Raw genomic sequence first — 23,609 nt, forward strand, 5'->3', positions numbered from 1 at the left:
GACGGCATATTTCGTGAAGATGGTAGACGATAGCGACCCGTCGTTTTCGATTCCGCACCGCCCGCGACGGACGTATCCGCGCGGCGGTGGCGTCCGTTACGAGGGGGAAACTATCTTTCGCCTGTCGCCCGGTTCGGACTGCTCCGAGGAGCGCCTTACCGCCCTCGTACAGGAGACGCTGGAGTCCGACCCGTACACCTACGGCGACTGGTTCGACCTACCGGTACCGATGTATCTCGTCCGCGACCACGACCGAGATACGACGTTTCGTGTCGTCGTCAGGTACCAATCGGTTGAATTGCACGTGCTCCCGGATACGCGCTCAGCCGGTTTACTCGCCATGTATCGTCGGCTTACCGACTGCTCTGACCTGACGTGGACGGTTTCGTGCGAATCGACGCCGACCTGACGAGGAGAGTGCAAGATTAAATACCCTTACGCACAGATGAAAACCAATGGCGCTTCACGCAGATGCCCACGATTGGACTCTCCGCACCGCCCACAATCAAGACGAGATGTGGGAGCTCGCAGACGAAGATGGCGTTCGGGAGGCACGGCTTTCGTACCCCTCAGGATGGCTCTTTCTAACCCGAGACACCGCCACCCGAGGATTGGTTCGCCTCGCCGCCGCGACGGGCGGTGAGTGGGAGGCGGAAGAACTCGCGCACGAACTCGACCAGAGCGAGGAGACCGTCGAGCAACGTTTGGATGACCTCGTCCAACTCGGGGTATTTCGGGAAGAGAACAAGGCGTACCGTCCGAATTCGGAAAGCGTCGTCGCGCAGACCGCGGAGCGTCTGCGCGTCAGCGCCGACGAACACGGAGCGGAGGACGGGTTCCGCGACATCGCCAGTCCAGAGGCGGTTCGTTTGATGCTAGACGCGTTGCTCTCGATGGATGCAGACGAAGACATTACGCAGGATGACCTCCACGAACTCGTCGGCTTGTCCAAAAAATCGGTGTGGATGCACGTCGAACGACTCGCGAATCTCGGTATACTCGTAGAATCCGGCAATAGCTACGTTCTCGATGAGGCAAATCCGGTTTTCGGCAACGTTAAAGCGTTAAACGCGGCCGTTATCGGCACCGCGCTCTCTCCTTAAACGGTCTGGGTTTGAGAAACGTCTTCGCCGACGTACTGTTCTTCCCACTCCCGCCGCGCTTCGATTTCTCGCGCGCCGCGGCGAGTGAGCGTGTAATAGTTCGTTCGGCGGTCGCGCTGGCCCTTTTCCACCAGTCCTTTATCCACTAGCGAGTCGAGATTCGGGTATAGTCGCCCGTGGTGAATCTCCTTTTCGTAGTAGGCTTCGAGTTCTTCTTTGATGGCGAGTCCGTGAGGTTCGTCTAGTCCAGCGATGACGTACAGCAGGTCTCGCTGGAAACCAGTCAGGTCGTGCATGGTTCTCCCTAATACTACAGATTCATGCAATAGACAAAAGAGTGATGGCCAAATCGAGGGTAACCGACCGCTTGCTTGCGGTTTGTACTCTCCCTCATCCTGTCTTCCACGTCGGTAAGAATTGTTGTATAAACGACTGTTTGCTGCTCTATCCAAACTGCGAAGATAGTTTCCCGGCCGTCACATCTCGCGAGTGAACCTCGCGAAATTTGAATTGCGTCGCCCGGTGACACCACGACTACGGCCGTCTGACGCCGATCTACCGAACAAACCTACGAAAATTATCTGAGAAAATTCATGTTTAGTATTTTGGATATCGCGTCTCGGAATCTGCATCGGATTTATGTCGTTATGTATGTTTTTATCTAGCATGGCAACACGGGACGAGAATCCCGACTTCGAGACGTACCGAAAGTCGCTCAACCACGACCGCGCGGACGCCCACCCCGAACTCGCGTCCGACCTCCGCTCCGTCGTCGATGGCGACGTTCGCTTCGATGAGTATACGCAACTGCTGTACGCCACCGACGGGAGCATCTACCAAGCCCGACCTGTCGGCGTCGTCTTTCCGACGTGCGTCGAGGACGTGCAAGCGGCGGTTCGCATCGCCGCGGAGTTCGACACACCGATTCTCCCGCGGGGGGCCGGTTCGTCGCTCGCGGGACAGTCGGTCGGGCAGGGATGTATCGTGCTCGATTTTTCACGCAACATGGACGACATCGTGGACGTTGACCCGGAATCCCAGCAGGCAACCGTAGAACCCGGCGTCGTGCAGGACGATTTGGACGACCACCTCGCGCAGTGGGGATTGAAGTTCGCGCCCGACCCGGCGTCCTCGAATCGGGCGACCATCGGCGGCGGCATCGGCAACAACTCGACCGGCGCGCACTCGGTTCGATACGGCATCACCGACGCCTACACAGCAGAACTGGAGGTGGTACTGGCGGACGGGTCGCTCATCCACACCCGGGAAATCGAGGTCGATGGCGAGGAGTGGAACGAAATAATCCAAAGAGACGACAGGGAAGCCGAACTGTACCGAACCGTCAGGAGACTGGTCGAAGAAAACGAAGCGGAAATCGAATCGCGCTATCCGACGCTCAAACGCTCCGTCAGCGGCTACAATCTCCACAAAGTCGTATACGAACGCGACGGCGAGACGTATGTCAACCTCTCGAAACTGTTCGTCGGGTCGGAAGGCACGCTGGGCGTGGTCGTCCGAGCGACGCTCGATTTGGTGACTCGGCCCGAAGAAACCGCGCTCGCGCTCTACTGCTACGACGACCTCGTTTCGGCGCTGTCGGCAGTTCCCGACGCGCTCGATTTCGACGTGAGCGCAGTCGAGTTGATGGACGACGAGGTGTTTCGTCTGGCCCGCGAATCGACCGAATTCGCGGAGTACGCCGAACCGATTCCGGAGGAGGCGGAGGCCGGACTAATGTTAGAGTTCGATTCCGAACTCCACTCGGATTTCGAGTCGGCCGTCGCGGAGACGAACGCGCAGTTCGTCCACGCCGGAGACGCCTTCGACGTGCTGGAAGCCTACTCCGAGAACGACCAAGCGCGCCTCTGGAAGCTCCGCAAGGCCGCGATTCCGCTCCTGATGAGCATGGAAGGCGACCCGAAACCGTATCCCTTCATCGAGGATGCTTCGGTTCCGCCCGAAGAACTGGCCGAGTACGTCCGGGAGTTTATGGCGATTCTTGACGACCACGACACCACGGCGGCCTACTTCGCCCACGCCGGGAATGGAACCCTCCACATTCGACCGATTTTGAACCTGAAAGAGGGAGACGGTATCGAGACGATGCACGCAATCGCCGAGGACGTGACCTCGCTCGTTCTCTCCCACCACGGGTCGTTTTCGGGCGAACACGGAGACGGCCTCGCCCGAACCGAGTTCAACCCGAAACTGTACGGTTCGCAACTCTGGGAGGCGTTCACGGAGCTCAAAACCGCGTTCGACCCGGAGTGGCGGCTGAATCCGGGAAAAGTCGTCTTTCAGGACGATGAAGCGGATATGCGCGAACACCTCCGATACGGCCCCGAATACTCATCCATCGAACCGAGGACGGTGCAGGATTTCTCGGAAGAGGGCGGTTTCTCGCACCTCGTCGAACTTTGCAACGGCTGTGGCACCTGTCGACAGACCGAGAGCGAAACGATGTGTCCGTCCTACCGCGGAATGAAGGACGAGATGACGACCACGCGCGGGCGGGCGAACCTCCTCCGAGCCGCCATCAGCGGCGAAATCCCGACCGAAGAGCTGTATTCCGACAAATTTCAGGAGGAGGTGTTAGACCTCTGTCTGGGCTGTAAGGGCTGCGCCCGCGACTGTCCGACGGGCGTCGATCTCGCAAAGTTAAAAGCCGAAGTGAAACACGCCAGTCATCGGAAACGAGGTGCGAGCATACGCGACAGGTTTTTCGCCGAGGCGGAGCGCGCTTCCGCCCTCGGAAGCGCGCTCGCGCCGATTTCGAACTGGGCCACGAAACTTCCGGGTGCCGGATTGCTCGCCGAAAAGACGCTCGGAATCGCCGCAGAACGCGACCTACCGCGCTTCACCCGCGAAACGTTCACTGACTGGTTCGAATCGCGGGGGCCGCGAATTAGCTCCGAATTCGCCGTCGAACGGGTTTTACTCGTTCCCGACACGTTCACGAACTACAGTTATCCGGAGCCCGGAAAGGCGGCGGTTCGCGTTCTCGAAGCTGCGGGGGTTCACATCCAAATTCCAGATGATCTCGAACCGAGTGGAAGGGCCGCATACTCCGAGGGGTTCCTCGACAGCGCGCGCGAGCGGGCCGAAACGAACGTTTCGGATCTCGAAAATCGCGTCGAAGACGGCTGGTCGGTGGTGTTCGTGGAACCCTCCGACGCGGTGATGTTTCAGGATGAGTACCGCGATTTGCTTTCCGGTTCGGCGGTTGAAACGGTCGCGGAGAACACCTTCGGTGTCTGCGAGTTTATCGACATAAAGCGATTGGATGATGGAATTCGGTTTCGAAAAAGAGGCGAGTCGCTCGCCTACCACGGCCACTGCAACCAAAAAGCGATTCGCAAAGACCACCACGCGGTCGGCGTCCTCCGGCGTGCGGGTTACGAGGTTGACCCGCTTGATTCGGGATGCTGTGGTATGGCGGGAAGTTTCGGCTACCGGGCCGAACAGTACGACCTCTCGCAGGCAATCGGAAGAATCCTGTTCGAACAGGTGGACGAAAGCGACGCCGAAACCGTCGTCGCGCCCGGCGCATCCTGCCGAACCCAACTCGAAGGCCGCGGGACGCGTCCGCCGCACCCAATCGAGAAAGTCGCGGCGGCCCTACACCACTCGTAACTCGCTGACGTCCAGCACCACTGCCCACAATCGTCCGTAACTATTTATTCGAGAACGCGCCACGTTGTGACATGTCTGCCGACACTGCCTCGGTTTCCGGGACTCCTTGCGGGAACTCGATGTCGGATTCACCCGGACGACGATGGCTGAGTTCGAGCAGGTGCCCTTAAACCATCACGAACCCGCATTGGGAATGAAACGGTCTCGGAGTTAGGTTCCGAATCTGAACGGGGAGTCACCTCCCACGACCACTGTTAAGCGCGAACACTCGGCTTCGAACCGTACATCGCCGTCGTCATCGAACAGCTGGGTTACGGAGTCGAAACGACCGACGTGGAGTGCTGTGGCATGGCCGGAAGTTTCGGCTACAAATCCAACAATTACGACCGCAGTGTTTCCGTTGACGAATCTGCTGTCGAAAAAGTGTCACGCGGACTCGTCGTCGCGAGTGGTGCATCGTGTGTCGAACAGCTCGATTCACTGGCGAAATTATCAATTACACATCCAGTCCAACTACTGACCTGCAGTATTGAATAATTTTAAATTTATTGCCTGAATTGTAGGTGACGTACACCGAGGGACAACTCCCAGATGCAAGTTATCGAAATCACCTATATCGTACTCAGTGTCGTTCTCGCGGCAACCGGTCTTACTATGGTGGGACTGTCGATGCGGCGTATTTGCAGACTAACCGCCAGTCGATGCTCGTCCTCTCAATTGGCTTTTCGATTCTCGTGGCGGCGACAATCGCGACCACCTTCAGCGCGTTTCTGTACGATTTCGAGAACAGTCGTATGCTGTTGACGGTGAACTACGGCGTTTCGACGATTGGCTATCTGTTCGTCATTTACAGCGTGACAGGAGGAGACTGAGCGAAACACCGACGAAACCCACACCACTAACCGAATAGCTATTTTTGTCTCCCGAGCATTCGATGAAGCATGAGTGAACTCAGGCAGGCAGTGCGGGCGGGCGACTCCGTTGTTGGGACGTGGGTAACAATCGGCCATCCGGCCGTCGCGGAGATGAGTGCCGAACTCGGATTTGACTTCGTCGTCCTCGACGCCGAACACTCCTCCATGTCGCTCGAAACCGTCGAAAACCTGGCGCGGGCGGTGGATGCGGCAAGCGGCGAAACGAAACCAGTCGTCCGCCTGCCCGATGACGATCCGACTCGAATCAAACGCGTTCTCGACACCGGTGTTTCCGGTGTTATCGTTCCGATGATCGAAACGGCGGAACAGGCCCGTGCAGTGGTCAGAGCGACACGCTACCCGCCGGAAGGGGAGCGAGGCGTCGCCGGGTCGCGGGCCGCGAAGTACGGACTCGAACTGGAGGAGTATTTCGAACGCGCGAACGACGAACTACTCGTGATGGTGCAGATAGAATCCGCAAAAGGCGTCGGACACGCCGGTTCGATTGCGGCGGTGGATGGCGTCGATGCCTTGTTCGTCGGCCCGGCAGACCTCTCCGCATCCATAGGACGGTTCGGTGAAACCGACTCCCTCGACACCGAGATTTCCGCTGTTTTGGACGCCGTCGGAGAATCCGACACCTCGGTCGGAACCATCGCACTCGACCCGACAGACGTGGAGAAATGGGCTGAAATCGGCTTCGACTTTCAGGTCGTCGGCATCGACGCTGACTATCTAATGGACGGCGCAAAACGCGCAAAGCAAGGGTACGAGGAACTGCCTCGATGACCCTCGTCTGCTATCGGTGCGGCAACGAGACGGAAAACGGCGCGCGCTGCGCATGTGGCGAACCGCTGTGGCTGAAAACCGACGCGACCGGCTTTTCGTGGCCAGCATTCGTACGGACGAGATCGGAGTCGGAATTGGAACCGAAACAGGAACCAACATCCGGACTCTGGCGCTACGCCGATTTGCTTCCGACGGAACCGCTACCAGGCGTCGGGGCGGCGGTGGGCGGAACACCTCTCGCTCGAACCGAGCGATTGGACGAGTACGCCGGATGCAGGTTGTGGGTCAAAGACGAGAGCGCCAATCCGACGGGGACGTTCAAAGACCGCGGCAGTGCGGTGGGCGTCGCCCACACCCTCGAATCGAGCGTAGGTGCAGATGCGAATGGCAGTTGGGTCGGCACCGTCTCGCACGGAAATATGGCGATGAGCATGGCCGCGATGTCGGCCAGCGCTGGTGTGAGCTGCCTCGTGCTCGTGCCCGACGACATTCCGACGGAGCGCCTCGGACACATCGACCAGTACGACCCGGAACTCGTGCAGGTCGAGGGAGCGTACGGGAAACTTTACTACGACAGTTTGGAACTGCCAGGCGTTCGGTTCGTCAACTCCGATACGCCGTATCGCGTGGCGGGCCAGAAAACCACGGCGTACGAAATCTGCGAGGCGTTTGCGACCGCTCACGGAGACCCCGCGGGGTCTCCGTTCGACGGCTCCGGCCCCGGAATTCAGGTTTCGGAATCGGGCGAATCGGCGGATTCGTCCGATTCTCCCGACGCAATCGTCGCGCCGGTCAGCAGCGGCGGTCACGCCAGCGCCATCTGGAAGGCGCTCCGAGAACTCCGCGAGGCGAACCTACTCGACTCGGCTCCGCGACTGTACTTCGTGCAGGCCGCCGCCTGCGACCCGATTGCGCGGGCGTTTCGTGCCGATGCCGACGAAGTTCGCTCCGTCGAGGGCGGGGACACTATCGCGTACTCCATCGCCAACTCCGACCCTCCCAGCGGCAACCGCGTCCTCGCCGCGGTTCGTGAAATCGGCGGTGCGGTGCTGTCAGTGTCCGACGGTGCGATTCTCGACGCGAAACGGCAGTTCGCTCGCCGTGCGGGTCTCTGCGTCGAACCCGCCGCCGCGACCACACTGGCGGGGATTCGTCACCTTTCGAAGTCCGGAGAGATTTCGCAGGACGAGCGCGTCGTCGCAGTTGCAACCGGGACGGGGTTCCGGGAGCAGTCGGCATCGCCGACTGCTCCGCGGTCGGTTCCGCTTTCCGAACTCGCAGGACGCGTTCGGTCGCTCGTTTCGGACGCGTAGCTGGCTCGGGTGCGGCCGGTCGCAAGGCGTCGTTATTCGTCGGCGAAAACCAGTTCCTCGATTTCGCGGCGTTCACCGTCTTCGTAGCGGTACACTCTGCCGGACTCCTCGTCGTGGGTCGCTTGGTGCGACCCGTCGCAGAACGGATACGCCGCCGACAGTCCGCAGAGACAAATTGCGATGTCACCCTTCTCGGCGTCGATATCGTCCTCATCGATTATCCGCGGACTGGTCGCGGTGTGTCTGACTTCGCGGGCCATGGACGGGATTGTCGCCCTCGACACTTCAACTTCGGCGTGGATCAGGTTCCGAGAATTATTCGTCTAGAGTCGTTTTATCCGTGACCGTCTCCTCGGAAAGAGTTTCTTCAGCGGCTCTTTCCTCGACAATCGTCTCCTCAGCGACCGATTCCTGAATCCGGATTCCCTTCGACGCGAGGTGACGCAACTGTTGGCGAGCGAACTCCTCCTCGCGTGTGCCGCGGGTCGCCAGCACGTACATTCGGGCGCGTCCGGCGGGGCGCATGGTTCGCCCTGCGCGCTGGGCGCCCTGCCGCCGCGACCCGCCGAGTCCCGACGCGACGATTGCGAGTTCGGCATCGGGCAAGTCGATTCCTTCGTCGCCGACGCGGGAGACGACGAGGGTGTCGAGACGCCCGTCACGGAACGCCTGCAGGTGTCGTTCGCGCTCCGGATGCGGCATCTGGCCGCTGATGAACGGAACGGAGAGCGCGTCGGAAATATCGTCGCCCTGTTCCAGATACTCCACGAATATCAGGGCTTTCGCGGCGGGGTGTTCGGCCAGCAGGTACCGGATTTCGTCAACCTTCGCGGGGTTCGACGCGGCTATCTGGCGCTTGCCGCGCTGGCCCGCGTTGGCGTAGTCGCCGTGATACGTCTCGTCGTCCCAGCCGACGTACCGGATTTCGACCTCGGGTTCGGCGACGAAACCGGCCTCGAACAGGGCGTCCCAGTCAGTACCGATGGGCGGCCCGATGAGCGTGAAAATGTCCTTTTCCTTGTCATCTTCGCGGACGGGTGTCGCTGACAGTCCCAAGCGATGCTTGCTCTGAAGGTTCGCGCTCCGCCGAAAGACCCGGGAGGGAATGTGCTGACATTCATCGTACACGATGAGTCCCCACCGTCGCTGGTCGAACAGTTGGCGATGCCTGTCCATCCCGGCGGTTTGGTAGGTCGCAATCGTCACGGGGCGAACGTTTTTCTCGCCGCCGTGGTACTCGCCGACCTGTTCGGGGGAGAGAGAAGTGTGAGCCAGTAGTTCGTCGCGCCACTGTCCGGCGAGTTCCCTGCTCGGCACTAGAATCAGGGTTTCACCCGAAACGGCTTCCATAACGCCCATCGCGGCGACCGTCTTTCCGCTTCCCGGCGGGCCGACGAGAACGCCGGATTTCAGGTCGATAAACTCCTCAACCCATTCGCGCTGATAGTCGCGCAGGGAGAGCGAGCAGTCGATGGCCAGTTCGTCGCCGGTCTCCAAATCTCGCTCGTCCTGCACCGGGTACCCCGCCTCGTAGAGGATTCGTTTGACCTCGGCGACCTTCTCCTCGGCGACCCAGCTCTCGTCGTCTGAAAGCGGGGCGCGCAGATGACTGTCGTCCAGTTTCTGCCGGGCGACGTTTCCCATCAGGTCGTCGCTCGCGGCTTCGAGAACCACGTAATCGTCCTCATGCGTGTAGAGTCGGAACTGCTTTGCGCGTTTCCACTGCTGTTCGATGAACTGCTCTATGTCTGGCGATGGCTCCGGAAGCACCTGCCGGACGGTTCGCATCAAATCGTCGAGCGAGTCGTAGGGCGCAGACCAGATGTCCTCCTGTCGAATTCGATAGCTGTAGCCACCCTCGCGGGTTGTATCCGTCAGGTGCGCGAACTGAGAGAGTTGCGCCCGCGTGAATTGTCGCGGCTGGTCGGCGACGATTTCCCGCCGTTTCGGAAAGACGACGATTCGTTCCCGGTCGGCCAGCCGCTCCCACTCGGTCGGAAACCAGACGACAGGATCGCGTTCCACGTCGAGGCGGACGACCTCCCGTTCGTCGGCGAGGCGTTCCAGCACGCGATTTGCCTCCTCGTGTGAACAGCCGAGCACCCGAGCGACTTCGTCGGCGGTGAGCACCGGACGCCCGATGTCCTCGACGGCGTCGTACACGTCAGAAATTCCGTAATCCTCGTCGGTCACTGCCTCACGGTTGGTTCCCCGGCGGAATACCCGTTACGACTCTAGTTGCCCATCGGGACGGCTCAGCCGTCGGATTGTTCGCCGCCGTAAGCACCCGTTTTCCGCAGTTCGCCGCGTTTTTCGAGGACGCTCGGGGTTCGGCAGACGCCGCGGGCACCGGTCGCCTGCGGGACGGTACAGTTGTTGCAGTTCTCACAGATTGCCGACCGTTTCGATTCTTCGCTCCGTTCGCCGAGAATTCGGGCCGGAAGCCGAGGTTCCGCGTAAAACGGACGACCCATCCCCACGGCGTCGCAGTCGCCGCCTCCGAGCAGCCGGTCGATTTCGTCTCGGTTTCGAATGCCGCCTTCCGCGAGAACCGGTACCGAAACTCGACTCGCGACTCGACTGGTGAACGGACGGTTCCACGCCGAGTCGAAGTCGTACTTTTTGGACTGAAACCAGTTGAGGAAAGCCACCATTCCCGCCCGCGTTTTGCTTCCGAACGCGTCAGCGTAACCCTCGCGGAATCGCTCGTCGCGCCACGCACAAGCCGGGAACGCACCGCGGACGATGCTCGCGTCCCAGAACACGGAGGCCTGTACGGGAACGAGCGCGTCGAATCCGATCGCCGTCAGTCGATCGCAGATTCGAACGCCATCGGAAAGCGAAAGGTGCTTTCGGACGAACCGCGGCGCAGTCGTTTCGGCGGGCACCTTCGTCATAATCGGCACGTCCGGGCCGACTCGCCTCCGAATCTCGTCGTGGACGAGTTCGAGAAACCGAGTTCGTTCGGCCAGCGACCCGCCGAACTCGTCGGTTCGGCGGTTGTAAAACGGCGAGAGAAACTGCTGGACGATGCCCATGTTCGCCCCGGCGATGTGGATTCCGTCGTAGCCCGCATCGATGGCGTAGCTGGCACTTCTGCCGAAATCTTCGGCGAGGTCGTACACCTCCGCCGTGCCGAGGACGTGCGCGTCGTAGGAAAGAAATCCAACGCGGTCGAGCGCCCGAAGCACTGGCGGCGGGCGCGAGACGGCGAGCTGTCGCAAGTCGGAATTTTCCGCGCGATAGCCCGCGTGCCACGTCTCCATGCTCCGGAGACCGCCGTGTTCCAACTGGACGAAGATTCGACTTCCGCGGTCGTGAATCGCGTCCGTCAGTCGGGTTAGTTTCGAGACGAACGCCGGGTCGTGAACCCGCGTCATCCCCGGCGCGGCACAGCCACCCTCCCCGCGAACGATGGTTGCACCCTGACAAATAAGCCCGACTTCCGACTCGGCCGCGGGTGTGAGTTCCCGAATCAGGGCGTCAACCGCGTCCGGACCGTTACCAGCGCATTCGAGGAGCGGGGCGCGATAGAGTCGATTCGGTAGTTCGACGCCCGCGATTTCGAGTGGATCTTCCAGTTCGGCCACGTTGCGTTTGGCTTCGGCGGGTTTCGGGGTAAAGGTTTGTGGGGAGGTGGCGGCGGGCGGGCAGGCCAGCGGCCTGCCCACCCTGTCACTCGCGGTCGTTCGGCACCATAGCAAAGGTGATACTTTATAACTAGTAGCAGTAAACCACCACGCATGAGCGACACGCCCCGTGAACGCCTCTACGAAAAAGCGACGGAAATCACGTCCACGGTGGTCACGGGATTCTGGCTCGTGGCTCTCATCACCGGGCAAGACTGGTGGCTCGCGGCCATGCTCCTCGGCTACATGGTCATCGTTCCGGTGGTCGCCCTCCTGTTCGAGGACGAGAAAGCGGACGAAAGCTGGTGGGACGCGATGTGGAACGACGACTGGTGGGACGACATGTGGGACTGGTCGGGCGGGAGTGGAAAATCGACGAAGTCCGAAGATTCCGCGGAAGCGACCGAACCGAACAACAGAGACGCCCTCGAAACGCTTAGAAACCGATACGCCCACGGTGAACTCACGGACGACCAGTTCGAGCGCAAACTGGAACGGCTCATGGAAACCGAAACGATAGAGGACGTGGAAGACCGGTTTCGTGCGGAGGAACGCGAACGCCTTCGGGAGCGAGAATAGCCGAAATCCGATTTGACTACTTTTACCACGTCTACTCCCCTTCGGCCCACGAACTCAGCGTCTGCTGAACCGCCGCCTCACCGACTGCCCGCCCGAGAATATCGTACCCGGCGCGTTCGCTGCGGTCGTTCGCGGAGGCGATGAGGCGCGAGACGATGAATTCGGGTGTCGATTTCCCGACCGTGTCGAATCTCGGCTGGTAGTCCACGAGCAGTTCAAGGTCGTCGTCTAGCCCCTCTGCGAAGATACCGTCCTTGCGGGCTTGGTCGGGGAGCGGGTTCAAATCCTCCGCGAGGTGGGTGACGAAGACGCCGAGCGCCCCGCGGTCTACCGACAGGCTGACGAGTCCGTGCAGGAGGTTGGCCGCGCTTCCGGGCTCCGTAATCGCCTCGAACTCGTCCACGAGCATGAGGGTTCGTCCGTCGTTCGTGAGCGGCGGGACGATATTTCGAAGGGTGGATTCTAGCACCCCTGCGTTGAAACTGGCGTGTCTCCGGTGGAAGACGATGGTGTCCGACATCGAAATCTGTGCGCGCTCGGCGGGCACGGGAAGCCCCATCTGGGCCAGCAGGGCGACCTGACAGAGCGTTTCGAGCAGGGTCGTTTTCCCGCCGCTGTTCGCGCCGGTGAGGACGGTAACCCGATCGCCTTTCGGCGGCCCGGCGACGCCGTGCTCACCGATTCCGTAGGTGACAGGTTGAACGTCTCCGGTCCCGGTGACGAGAAACAGGTTTCGCGCGTCTTCGACCGCGAATCCCTCGTCCACGAACTCGGGTCGCGTGAGGGAAAATTCGTCCGCGAACCTGGCGAGCGAGAGCGAGACAGCGAGGTCGTTGACAGCGGAAACCGCGGCGTCGATGGAGTCGCGGGCGTCCTCGATTCTGGTTTCGAGTTCCGCCACGACCGTCGATTCGCGTTGCTCGACGACGGTTCGCTGTTTGGCGACGAGTTCGCGGAGCGACCCGCCGACGAAGTCGGTGGCGTCGCTTGCCTCCCCGACGGTCGCATCGCGGATTCGCTGCGGATCAATGTCGGTTTCGTGAGCGACGTGTTCGACGTAGCTTTCCCGGAACTCGTCCGGATTTCGTACGTTTCCTGACTGTACCGCTTCGAGAACGTCTATCGCCCCGCTTTCGAGTCGTTCGACCGCCGTCAACGCTTTGCGGCGGCGGTCGAGTTCGTCGTCCGCACTCTCGGCAACCCGGCCGCCGTCGAGTTTGCCGACCGCACCGACCGCGGCGTTGAGCGCGTCGGAGTCGATGTCCGCGACGGGGGCGAACGCCCCCTCGGTCGTTCCGGTCGTCTGCAGTGCGAGGGCTGTCTCGACGGCAGTTCGTTCGCTTCCGTCGTACTGTTCGAACGCGGCGAGAACCGATTCGCGCTCGACGTCGGAGAGGTCGTCCCACGACGTGACGGCGTCCATCACCGAATCGAGTCGGTCAGCCGCTTCTTCGGGGGAACGAACCGGTGTCATGACACGAATCCGGTCGCCAGCGTCGGGGGTCACCGCGTAGTCGCTGGCGAGGTCGAGAAGCGATTTGTACACCGACCGGGTGTCCCGGGTCGCCAGCACGGCCATCCCCTCGCCGCCGTTGGCCTGTCGAAGTATCCGAGTCGCCCGACCTCTCGACAGCCCCGCATTCGACAGAACGCGGACGTTACTCGCTTCGATGGCCTGAATCGCCCGTTCGACCCCGAGTTCGGTTTCTAGCAGGTCGCTCGTCTTCGGTCCCACGCCCCAGTAATCCTCCAACCTCATACCTGTCGGCTGACACCCGTCGGTATTAACGATTCCCGTTCGACCGAAAGATAAAGACGGTGAGTCGAATAATAATATTATGCCCTCTAGGTCAGAATACAAATTGGAAGCGCGAATCCTTCATATCGGCGATAGCCACGTCGAGATAGGGAATTCGGGAGATGTCGAACGAGCGACAGGGGAACGGGAAATCGTCGACAACCTCGGAACGGTCGGTTGTATTCTCTGTGAACACGCACCGCCCGACTACGATGCGCGGTCGTCTCTCGAAACGGTTCGTAAACACGATTCGAACCTCCCAGTTCTCGTCCTCACTGACGACGAAACCGTTATCGCTGACGTTCTCGCGGGGGATGCGACCGACTGCGTTCGGCCCGACAGACCGGAGCTGTTGACCCACCGAATCGAGCGCACAATCGAGCAATATCGGGATCAACACGCGCGGTCGCGGACGGAGGCGCTACTCGCAGGGATGCCGGACGCTATCGTCAGGATATGCGAGGATGGCATCATCAAGTGCGCCAACGACGGCGTCGAGCGTATTTTCGGCTACGCACCGGACGACCTCGTCGGATCCCCGTTGACGGAACTGATACCGAAGCGACTGCAATCGACATACCGGAAATCGCTCGCTCGATACGTCGAAACTGGCGAACGACAGGTCGATTGGGAGTACGTCGAGACAACCGCCCAACATCGAAACGGGGGCGAAATTCCGGTCGCACTGTCGTTCCGCGAGGGAGAGTACGACGGTGAGCGAGCGATTACCGGAATCATCCGCGATATCTCGAAGCGAAAACGGGTCGAAGCGAAACTCGAACAGTCGCGCGAGCGCTATCGAAAAGTGATAGAGACGAGTCCGGAGGCGCTTCTCGTCGCCGACACGGAAACGGGCACCATCGTCGAAGCGAATCCGGCCGCCGAAACCCTCCTCGGACGCCCGCGGGACGAAATCGTGGGGATGCACCACTCGGAGATTCACCCCGCCGAACGTCGCGCGTTCTATCGACATATCTTCGACCAACACGCGGAACGCGGCGGCGTCACGAAAGATGCGACCGGCGTCAAAATCGCCCGACCGGACGGAACGGAGATTCCGGTGGAAGTCAGTTCGAACGTAGCGGAGTTCGGCGACCAGCAGGTGCTCCACGCCATTTTTAAGGACGTATCGGAGCGAAACGAGCGCGAGCGAAACCTCGATAGGCTTCGCTCGGCGACGCGCGACCTGATGCGGGCGGAAACGAAAGAAGAAATCTGCGAGATAGCGGTGTCGGCGGCGAGCGAATTACTCGACCTCTCGCTCTGTGGCATCTATCTCGTAGACCCCGAGGAGTGCGTCCTTCGGCCCGCCGTCGTGACGGAGCAAACGGAGGAGATACCGGACGAAATACCCGAATTCGAGGCCGAACGCGCGCTGGCGTGGTCGGTGTTCGAATCCGGCGAAGCAACCGTCTTCGAAGACCTGAAAGACGAGCCACGGGGATACAACCCGGAAACGCCAGTCGAAACGGAACTCATACTGCCGCTGGCCGACCACGGTGTTTTCTTAGCCGGGTCGGTGTTCGAAACCGAACTCGACGAGCACGTCCACGATTTAGCGGAAATCCTGGCGGCCAACGTGCAATCGGCACTCGACCGGGCCGAGCGCGAAGAGACGCTCTCAAAGCACCGCGAGGAGTTAGAAGAACTCAACCGCATCAACGCGGTTATCCGCGACGTTGACCGAACGCTGGTGCAAGCGACGAATCGAGGAGAGATAGAATCCGCGGTCGCGGAACGGTTAGTGACGGTGGAACCGTATCAGTTCACGTGGGTCGGCGAGTACGACGCCAACTCGAAAAGCGTTCATCCGGTCGCACACGCCGGGGACGAGGATGGAAAGCGCTACCTCGAATCGGTTATCAGACCGGACGACGAGGGTCGCGGACCGGCGACGAAGGCTTTAGAAACGAGAAGCGTCGTCGTCATTGCGGACACCGCCACCGACCCGACGTTCGAATCGTGGCGGGAGGCGTCACTCGATAAGGGTTTTCGGTCGCTCGCTGCCATCCCGATTCGGTACGACGAGACCTGTTACGGCGTTCTCGTCGTTCACGCGAATCGAACCGGCGCGTTCGATTCGCGTGAACGGGCGGTGCTGGCCGAACTCGGCGAAACCATCGGACTCGCGATTGCCGGAATCGAGAGTCGAAAGGCGCTCGTCTCGGACTGCGTGGTCGAGGTGGAAATCGAATCGAAGGACGCGGACAATCTCTTCGTCCAACTACCGCAGGAGGTCGGATGTGAGCTCGGCCTGCTCGGAACCACACTCACGTCGGACGGCTCGCTCCTTTGCTTCGTAACCGTGTCGGATGCGCAATCCTCGGACGTTCTCGACTGGGTGTCCGAGTTTGAGCAAATAGCGGACAGTCGAATTCTCCACGAAACCGAAATGGAGTGCGTCATCGAACTCCGGTACGAAAGAGCGCCGTTCGTCACGGCGCTGGCGGATAGGGGGGCGACGATTGCGAGCGCGGAAGCAGACGAGGACGGCGGGCGGGCGGTCGTCGAACTCCCGACGACCGCGAACGTTCGGGGGACGGTCGAAACCATTCGGGAGATGTATCCGGACGTGCGCGTCGTCGCACAGCGCGAACGGGAAAAGCCCGAACCGACCGTGACGGAGTTCCGAACGACGTTGGACGAATCGCTGACCGACTGTCAGTGGGCGGCGTTGGAGACCGCCTATCTCGCCGGGTTTTTCGAATGGCCGCGAAACAGCACGGGCGAAGACGTGGCGGCGTCACTGGGGGTGTCACCGCCGACGTTTCACCAACATCTGCGACGTGCGCAGTCGAAACTGCTCGGAACGTTCTTCGATCGGTGAAGTTTTTATTACCGGGTCGGTTGTTTCGCCATGCGTCTCATTCAGGCCCTCGTTCCGGACGACTGCCGGGACGCTGTTCTCGCCGTTTTAGACGACGAGCGTATCGATTACGTCCTCACGCGAGAAGAGAGCAACGGCGACAACTCGGCCATCGTCCAGTTTCCGCTTCCGACGCAGGCCGTTGACAGGGTTCTCTCCGAGCTTCGAGATGCAGGTCTCTCCGACGATTACACCGTCATCGGAAGCGTGGAAACGGCACAGACGTCGAACATCGAGGAACTAGAGGACAAGTTCGTCAAGGGTGGCGACGAGGACGACAGCATCGCCACTGACGAAATCCGCACGAAAGCGCTCGGGATGAATCCGAGTCCGGTGACGTACTATGCGATGACCGTTCTCTCGGCAATCGTCGCCACCGCCGGACTCCTGCTCGACTCGCCCGCCATCGTGGTCGGGTCGATGGTCATCGCGCCGCAAGTCGGGTCGGCGATGACATCGAGCGTCGGCCTCGTGCTGAACGACCGCCACATGATTATCGACGGGTTACGCTCGCAGATTCTTGGGCTGGGCGTCGCTATCGTCAGCGCGACGATTTTCGGATGGGCGTTGAAATCGGCACAGTTCATCCCGCCGTCGCTCAACGTGGTGACGGTGAATCAGATAAGTCAGCGCATTTCACCCGGCTTTCTATCGGTGGCGGTCGGTTTGTGTGCAGGGGCGGCAGGGGCGCTCGGCCTCGCAACTGCCTTGCCGGTTTCGCTCGTCGGTGTCATGATCGCCGCGGCGCTCATCCCCGCGGCGGCAGCGGTCGGAATCGGACTCGCGTGGGGGCCGCCAGTTATCGCACTCGGCGCGTTCGTCCTACTGGTCGTGAACACGGTTTCCATCAACGCCGCAGGCGGTGGCGTGCTGTATATACTCGGCTATCGACCGGTCGAAGGAACGACGATTCGAAAGGCGGCCCCGACCCTCGTTGCCGCCGTCGTCCTGCTCGCCGCCCTTTCGGGGTCGGGACTGGTGATGACCAAGCAAATGCAGACGGAAAACGCCGTCAACGAGGAGGTTCAGTCCGTACTCGAACAAGACCGGTACCAGCAACTTGAACTCGTCAAAATACAGGTCGAATTCGACGACATGGGAGTTCTCGACAACAGTCAGGAGATCACCGTCGTCGTCCGTCGCCCGACCAACGAACCATATCCGCAGTTGTCCGAACGGTTTGCGAGCGAAATTGCTGGGCGACTCGACGGACAGACGATAGTCGAAGTGGAGTTCACCGAGAGCCAGCGGTCAACGGTGAGAACGTAAAACCGTAGTGGTTCGTGATTCGGTAGGCCGACGTTCCCCAGATGTAATCCTCGCCGGGCCACCACGTCCGGGCGTTGTTGAACCCGCCGACGAGAACGCCAGATTCCGGATTTTCCGGGTCGGTATGGTAGTTGACGCTTCCGCTGTCGCCGTCGGTGAAATCCGACTGTGACCCCCATTTCAGTTGACCGCGCTTGCACACCTTTCCGTAGGCGCAGGTCAGTCCGTCGATAGCGTGGAGTTGTCCGTCGGAGTGGCCCGACCGAAACGCGACTTTTTCCAGTTTCTCACCGCGCGCTTTGAGTTCGGCAAGCCCCTCGCGCGTGAACTGTCCGACGACGGTGGACGGTGATGCACCGAAAATCTCGTTCGTCGGTCGAAATCCGCCCGTGGGATCGATGCGGACGAAATCGTCGAGTTGGTAGCCTCTTCGAACCTCGCCGATCTTCCGCGGATCGCCGTCGCCGTGGACGAAGAACGGTTCGCCGCTGTGCTGTTCGGCATCGCCGCCGAAAACGTGGTTTGAGGTGGCGAAAAACGGGGACGTTCCGTCGTACATCGCGGGGGCGAGCGTTCCGGCGGAGTCTCGGGAGCCGCATTTGACACCACCGGGAACTAGTTTCCCACCGAACGAATCCGACCGGTCGTTGCGGGTCGCTCCCGACGGAGTCGATCCGACGCGGTTCAGTTCGACAGCCACGTCGCCGACGTGCTCCGGAACCGCGCCACCGACCTCGCTTCCGGTTACGTCGACCGAGAGCGCGGCGTTTCGGCCGCCGAACTCCCCCGGAACGACGGCGCTCCCGACGACGCCCGGTGTTGAAGCCACGTTGAGTCTGCGGTGGGCGTCGAAGGCGGAGCGGAGGTCTTCGAACCAATCCGCTGAAACCATCGTCGTTCGCGGCTTAAGGTTGTTTTCGTGCGCGTATACGAGCGGAACCTCGTTCCGACCCGCCGCTTTCACGTCGTCCGGCGTGAGTAGCGTCGCCATCGAACCAAATCCGGCCCCGAGAAGTGTCGAAACGAAGCGTCGTCTGCCCATGGTCCTGAATCGTCCGCCGAACGTCGAGCGCGTCGCTGGCCGTCGCTCTCTGTCGCCTTGATTTTCCATCGTGTCGTCTCCCCATTCTCGGTACGCAGTACGACGGGGGAGTATTTGAAATTCGACCGTCAAGTTCAGCGGGAGAAACGAAAAATCATCGGGAAAACGCAGAGAGCATTTTAGGCCCGCCGAAAAATGGGAAGTTTTACGTATCTTTAGGTAAGCCTAAAACATGAGTATGGAAGCAGACGAGTCGAAAACCGTCACCCGGCGACGATTCATCGCGGGAAGCGGCGTCGCTGGCGCGGCACTGCTTGCCGGGTGTACCGACGGTAACGGCGAAGGTAAACAGACGAGTACCGACGGAACTGGCACGGGTGACGGGACGACGCAGTCTGGCCCGTACTCGGTATCGATGGAACCAGTCGGCAAAGTGGAGTTCGAGTCCGTTCCGAAAACGTGGGTCGCCAACAACGGCAGTTGGGCCGACATGGGCGTCGCGCTCGGGCTCGAACCGCCGAAAGCGGTGTGGCTGACGAGTCGATACCACACCCAGTACTACGACGACATTCCGGGTGTCTCGGTCGATAAAAGCGGCATGCGCGACCTCTCTTCGGACGGCGTGAACAAGGAGTTGTTCTACGAGTTGGACGCCGACATTCACGTCATCGACCCGAACTTCCTCATGAACCGGTTCGATGGCTGGAACCAGTCCGACATCGACGAAATCAAAAAGAAAGTCGCCCCATTCTTCGGGAACAGCATCTTCTCGCATAGTTACGACTTCCACAAAGATTACAAGTACTACTCACTGTACGAAGCGTTCGAGAAGTTGTCGAAGGTGTTCCAGCGAACCGACCGATACGAGAAGTTTGCGTCGCTCCACGACGAGTTCGAGTCGAACGTCGAGTCGGTCGTTCCGAAGAAGAAAGAAGACCGCCCGGAGGTCGCAATCATGTGGGCGACGGGCAACCAGCCGAAATCCTTCCTTCCCTACCTCATCGGAGAGGGAACCAGTTTCAAGCAGTGGCGAAGCCTAAAAGTCCGCGACGCACTCGCCAACACCTCAGTTCAGGATTTCCACGCCAACCGCGGGAAGGTCGATTACGAGACACTACTCGAAATCGACCCCGACGTACTCCTACTCCGTGGGCACGAACAACAGAGTGCGAAGGAGTTCCAGAACACCGTCGTCTCGTTCATGAAGGACCACAACGTGGCGAGCAAACTCACGGCAGTCAAAAACGGCGACGTGTATCGTGGCGGCCCGCTCTATCAGGGGCCGATTACGAACCTCGTCATCACCGACCGTGCAGCGAAACAGGTGTACGATGTTTCGGAACCGCTGTTCGACCGCGAGAAGGTGGCCGACATCGTCAGCGGCTAAAGCGAAACCGACGGTAAAGCAGTCAGTGTATCGCACGTCAAACGACGCGAGTACGGTGGGCATCGCACTCGCGTTCATCCCATATCATAAACAACTCCCATTTTTGCGCAGCAAAGAGTGAGCGACGCGACCACGCAAACGCTCGATGAAAAATAAACGCGGGGTAGGTGACCGACGTAATCCGTACTCGTCGAGGAGAAACCGATAGGAGACCACTGATATAATTTCTGACTTGCCAATTCGAATTAAGCGGAGAATTACCTCCGAGGGCGAAAAATTAAGCGGATTCGGATGCGGTGCGGAAAACCAAAGCTCTTATCGGGGTTTAGGGAGACCTAAAACCAGGAACGAGAACTCGAAATCGAAAGTGCGCGAACGACGGCACTCGATTCGGCCGAGTCAAACAGAGAGGATACATGAGCGAGAACTTCGAGAAGGAGATAAACAAGACGTTCGACGGGGCGCTGACAGCACTCGTAGTTGCCAGCATCGCCATCGTCGTGATTGGCGGACTGGTGCAAGTGAGTTTCGGCGCGTTCACGATGTCGCTCGAACAGGCGTGGCGAGCGGTGTTCGACCCGAAGGTGATAACGAATCCCGACGTGTTGCTGGCACTGCTCCTCGGAAACGAGATTCCGGTGGATTTGAGCAGTGAAACCACCGTCGTCTGGAGCCTTCGACTCCCGCGCGTCCTCGTCGGAATTCTGGTCGGCGCAAATCTCGCCATCTCCGGGGCCATCTTTCAGGCCGTAACGCGCAACGAACTGGCGAGTCCGTACATCCTCGGCGTGAGCCACGGCGCTGGCTTCGCCGTCCTGCTCACGCTCATCGTCTTCAGCGGCCTATCGGTCTTTCTCCCGATATTCGCCGCGCTGGGCGGCATCGTCGCGTTCATCATCGTCTACGCTATCGCGTGGAAAGGCGGAACCAGTCCCGTCCGGCTCGTACTGGCCGGGTTCATCGTCGGAACGATTTTTTACTCATTCCAGCGCGGCCTGTTCTTTTTCGCGCCGGACATCGGCGTGGTGCAGACCGCGCTCGCGTGGACGACGGGGTCGCTCACGGGAACCGGTTGGGAGCAAGTCAGAACAGTCCTGATTCCGACACTGTTCATCGTCCCGGTTTCCCTCGTGGTGTCGCGCCAGTTGAACCTCCTCCTTCTCGGCGAGCGAACCGCTCGCTCGCTCGGGATGTCGGTCGAGCGGGTTCGATTCATGCTCTCCGCTTTGGCGATTCTCGCCGCGAGTGCCGCCATTTCCGTCGCCGGAATCGTCAGCTTCGTCGGCCTCATCGTCCCGCACATCGTCCGGAACATCGTCGGGACGGATTACAGAAAACTGGTTCTCGGCTGTCTGTTTGCAGGTCCCGCGCTGGTCGTCGGCGCGGACGTAGGCGCGCGACTCGCGCTCAATCCGATTCAAGTTCCGGTCGGAATCGTCACCGGACTGGTCGGCGGACCGTACTTCCTCTATCTCATGCGGAAACGACAAAAACTGGGGGAGCTCTGATGGTGGGAAAAGAGCAGGGGGAAAAACCGACGACGTCCCGGGACGTCGTCGTCGTCGGAGGCGGTGCATCGGGCCTCTCCGCCGCGGTGTTTCTCGCCCGATACGGACTCGATACGCTGGTGATAGACGGCGGAAGCGCCGCAATTCGCCAGTGCGTGCATCTGGAGAACTACCTCGGCTTTCCCGGCGGCATTCCACCGGAGACGTTCCTCGCGCTGAGCAAGGAACAAGCAGAATTCGCGGGGGCGGAGATAACGGACGGACTAGTCGTCGCCGCCGAGAAAACCGACGACGGTTTTCGCGTGGCGACGAAGGATGGGCGAGAGGTCGAAGCGAATCGATTGATCGCAGCGTCGGTGTACGACGACGAGTATCTGTCTTCGTTCGAAGCGGAGCTGGAGAACGTTGAACCCGACGGGAAAACCGCAATTTCCGGACTGTACGTTACGGGATGGCTCGGCGAGGCAGAACACCAAGCCATCGTCAGCGCGGGCAACGGCGCGCGGACTGCGCTGGCGCTCGTCCGCGACGTTCGAAAGGAGGACGAAGGACTCTGGGAAGACGTTGCCGACCACTACTACGATTGGACCGTCGAAGAGGGTCGCTACAGCGGGACGAACTGGGAGTGGCTGGACGAATTCGTCGCGGAAAACGTGCCGGAGGACGCGACTCTGGAAGACGAGAAGCGAACGAAGGAGCGACTCAAACGGGAGTACGTCGCGCTGGAGCTGGACGACGCGGAGCGAGCAAAGCGAGCGGAGCGCGGGCGAGTGCTCGTGCGAAAACACGTGGAGGAAATCGAACCATGAGCGAACGAACGGCCGACGACAGAGAGCGAAAGACCGACGGTGGAATGGTCACAGAACGAGACGAGCGGGAAGTAGACAACGAGGGAAAAACGAACGACAGACAAAAGTCCGGGACCGCGAGCGAACTGCGCGGGGGCGACTTGGAAATCGGCTACCCCGACTCAGGAATCATCGTCGAATGTGAGTCCATCATCGTCCCGGCGGGCGAAATCACGGCCTTCGTCGGTCCGAACGGAAGCGGAAAGAGTACGCTTCTCAAGGCGATGTCCCGCGAACTCCACCCCGAATCAGGGGTCGTGCAGCTCGATGGCGAGGACGTCCATTCGCTCGGAACCAAAACGCTGGCCCGAAAACTCGGCTTGCTCTCGCAGGAGAACGAGTCGCCCGGAAACCTGACCGTCGAAAACCTCGCCTACCACGGGCGCTATCCGCACCGCGGTTTTTTCGAGTCAAAGACGGAAGAAGACCACGAGGCGGTAGAACGCGCGCTGGAACTCGCCGGGGTTACCCACCTCAGAGACGAGGAGATGGGCAGTCTCAGTGGCGGACAGCGCCAACTCGCGTGGATTGCGATGGTGTTGGCACAGGATACGGACGTTCTCCTGCTAGACGAACCGACCACCTACCTCGACCTGCGCCATCAGCTTCGCGTGCTGGAAGTCGTCCGAACCCTCGCGCACGAAGAAGACCTGACCATCGGCATCGTTCTCCACGACATCTCGCAGGCGGCCCGCTACGCCAACAACCTCGTCGCCCTGCGCGACGGCGAACCATACGACTGGGGGCCACCGAGCGAAGTGGTGACGGAGGAACTGCTGGCCGACGTATTCGGAGTCGAGGCGACGGTCGGAATCGGTCCGGAAGGGCCGGTCGTCACTCCCCGACGACCGCTGTAAGTTCGGTTTCCGCCGTATAAATTCAAATTCGAAAGAAAATCATTTCAGTAATTCATTCACCTCATTATTATAAT

At 60.4% G+C, this 23,609-nt stretch carries 19 protein-coding genes; 13 read left to right on the forward strand and 6 right to left on the reverse strand.

Annotated features, from left to right (window positions below; all coding sequences use genetic code 11):
- The first annotated feature begins 19 nt into the window (after nucleotides 1-19).
- Nucleotides 20-409, forward strand: a complete 390-nt coding sequence (locus LIX15_RS12470; RefSeq protein ID WP_227773513.1) for a hypothetical protein — start codon at nucleotides 20-22, stop codon at nucleotides 407-409.
- 46 nt (nucleotides 410-455) lie between these two features.
- Nucleotides 456-1,103, forward strand: coding sequence for a winged helix-turn-helix domain-containing protein (locus tag LIX15_RS12475; RefSeq protein ID WP_227773514.1), 648 nt, complete (start codon nucleotides 456-458; stop codon nucleotides 1,101-1,103).
- Here the strand turns inward: LIX15_RS12475 and LIX15_RS12480 are convergent.
- On the reverse strand, nucleotides 1,100-1,399 hold the full coding sequence (locus LIX15_RS12480) for a PadR family transcriptional regulator (RefSeq protein ID WP_049972199.1): 300 nt from the start codon (nucleotides 1,397-1,399) through the stop codon (nucleotides 1,100-1,102). The genes LIX15_RS12475 and LIX15_RS12480 overlap by 4 nt on opposite strands.
- Nucleotides 1,400-1,769: 370 nt before the next feature.
- Here LIX15_RS12480 and LIX15_RS12485 point away from each other — a divergent pair, with 370 nt between their 5' ends.
- The 4 genes from LIX15_RS12485 to LIX15_RS12500 all read left to right on the forward strand — a co-directional run bounded on the left by LIX15_RS12485 (nucleotide 1,770) and on the right by LIX15_RS12500 (nucleotide 7,752).
- Entirely contained in the window at nucleotides 1,770-4,736 is a 2,967-nt protein-coding gene (locus tag LIX15_RS12485) for an FAD-binding and (Fe-S)-binding domain-containing protein (protein WP_227773515.1), read from the forward strand.
- A gap of 680 nt (nucleotides 4,737-5,416) precedes the next feature.
- A complete protein-coding gene (locus LIX15_RS12490; RefSeq protein WP_227773516.1) occupies nucleotides 5,417-5,608 on the forward strand; it encodes a hypothetical protein in 192 nt (63 codons plus the stop codon).
- 69 nt (nucleotides 5,609-5,677) lie between these two features.
- Entirely contained in the window at nucleotides 5,678-6,439 is a 762-nt protein-coding gene (locus LIX15_RS12495) for an HpcH/HpaI aldolase family protein (RefSeq protein ID WP_227773517.1), read from the forward strand.
- On the forward strand, nucleotides 6,436-7,752 hold the full coding sequence (locus tag LIX15_RS12500; protein ID WP_227773518.1) for a threonine synthase: 1,317 nt from the start codon (nucleotides 6,436-6,438) through the stop codon (nucleotides 7,750-7,752). The genes LIX15_RS12495 and LIX15_RS12500 overlap by 4 nt, the downstream gene beginning before the upstream one ends.
- Before the next feature lie 32 nt (nucleotides 7,753-7,784).
- Here the strand turns inward: LIX15_RS12500 and LIX15_RS12505 are convergent, their stop codons facing one another.
- The 3 genes from LIX15_RS12505 to LIX15_RS12515 form a co-directional block, all read right to left on the reverse strand.
- Nucleotides 7,785-8,012 carry a CDGSH iron-sulfur domain-containing protein gene (locus LIX15_RS12505; RefSeq protein WP_227773519.1) on the reverse strand — a complete coding sequence of 76 codons (228 nt, stop codon included), beginning with the start codon at nucleotides 8,010-8,012 and terminating at the stop codon, nucleotides 7,785-7,787.
- 55 nt (nucleotides 8,013-8,067) lie between these two features.
- Nucleotides 8,068-9,945, reverse strand: coding sequence for a DEAD/DEAH box helicase (locus LIX15_RS12510; RefSeq protein ID WP_227773520.1), 1,878 nt, complete (start codon nucleotides 9,943-9,945; stop codon nucleotides 8,068-8,070).
- 62 nt (nucleotides 9,946-10,007) lie between these two features.
- Nucleotides 10,008-11,342, reverse strand: a complete 1,335-nt coding sequence (locus tag LIX15_RS12515; protein WP_227776882.1) for an oxidoreductase — start codon at nucleotides 11,340-11,342, stop codon at nucleotides 10,008-10,010.
- Between the two features lie 153 nt (nucleotides 11,343-11,495).
- On the opposite strand from LIX15_RS12515, the gene LIX15_RS12520 reads away from it, so the two are divergent.
- Nucleotides 11,496-11,960, forward strand: a complete 465-nt coding sequence (locus tag LIX15_RS12520; RefSeq protein ID WP_227773521.1) for an SHOCT domain-containing protein — start codon at nucleotides 11,496-11,498, stop codon at nucleotides 11,958-11,960.
- Between the two features lie 31 nt (nucleotides 11,961-11,991).
- Here LIX15_RS12520 and LIX15_RS12525 read toward each other — a convergent pair whose 3' ends face one another.
- Nucleotides 11,992-13,719: a MutS-related protein gene (locus LIX15_RS12525; protein WP_227773522.1), complete on the reverse strand. Its 1,728-nt coding sequence runs from the start codon at nucleotides 13,717-13,719 to the stop codon at nucleotides 11,992-11,994.
- 79 nt (nucleotides 13,720-13,798) lie between these two features.
- On the opposite strand from LIX15_RS12525, the gene LIX15_RS12530 reads away from it, so the two are divergent.
- Nucleotides 13,799-16,585: a PAS domain S-box protein gene (locus LIX15_RS12530; protein ID WP_227773523.1), complete on the forward strand. Its 2,787-nt coding sequence runs from the start codon at nucleotides 13,799-13,801 to the stop codon at nucleotides 16,583-16,585.
- A 30-nt stretch (nucleotides 16,586-16,615) separates the two neighbouring features.
- On the forward strand, nucleotides 16,616-17,893 hold the full coding sequence (locus LIX15_RS12535; protein ID WP_227773524.1) for a TIGR00341 family protein: 1,278 nt from the start codon (nucleotides 16,616-16,618) through the stop codon (nucleotides 17,891-17,893).
- Here LIX15_RS12535 and LIX15_RS12540 read toward each other — a convergent pair.
- A complete protein-coding gene (locus LIX15_RS12540) occupies nucleotides 17,859-19,004 on the reverse strand; it encodes a hypothetical protein (RefSeq protein ID WP_227773525.1) in 1,146 nt (381 codons plus the stop codon). The two genes, LIX15_RS12535 and LIX15_RS12540, sit on opposite strands and share 35 nt — an antisense overlap.
- 163 nt (nucleotides 19,005-19,167) lie before the next feature.
- On the opposite strand from LIX15_RS12540, the gene LIX15_RS12545 reads away from it, so the two are divergent.
- The 4 genes from LIX15_RS12545 (at nucleotide 19,168) to LIX15_RS12560 (ending at nucleotide 23,535) form a co-directional block, all read left to right on the forward strand.
- Nucleotides 19,168-20,322, forward strand: coding sequence for an ABC transporter substrate-binding protein (locus tag LIX15_RS12545; protein WP_390184930.1), 1,155 nt, complete (start codon nucleotides 19,168-19,170; stop codon nucleotides 20,320-20,322).
- A gap of 416 nt (nucleotides 20,323-20,738) precedes the next feature.
- Complete coding sequence (locus LIX15_RS12550; RefSeq protein WP_227773526.1) at nucleotides 20,739-21,830, forward strand: FecCD family ABC transporter permease; 1,092 nt, start codon at nucleotides 20,739-20,741, stop codon at nucleotides 21,828-21,830.
- The gene (locus LIX15_RS12555; RefSeq protein ID WP_227773527.1) at nucleotides 21,830-22,639 is read left to right on the forward strand and encodes an NAD(P)/FAD-dependent oxidoreductase; all 810 of its coding nucleotides are present in this window, start codon (nucleotides 21,830-21,832) and stop codon (nucleotides 22,637-22,639) included. Before LIX15_RS12550 ends, LIX15_RS12555 begins: the two co-directional genes overlap by 1 nt.
- Nucleotides 22,636-23,535: an ABC transporter ATP-binding protein gene (locus tag LIX15_RS12560; RefSeq protein ID WP_227773528.1), complete on the forward strand. Its 900-nt coding sequence runs from the start codon at nucleotides 22,636-22,638 to the stop codon at nucleotides 23,533-23,535. Before LIX15_RS12555 ends, LIX15_RS12560 begins: the two co-directional genes overlap by 4 nt.
- The last annotated feature ends 74 nt before the right edge of the window (nucleotides 23,536-23,609 follow it).

This window comes from Haladaptatus pallidirubidus (assembly GCF_020700235.1).
In the GTDB taxonomy this organism is placed as follows: Archaea; Halobacteriota; Halobacteria; order Halobacteriales; family Haladaptataceae; genus Haladaptatus; species Haladaptatus pallidirubidus.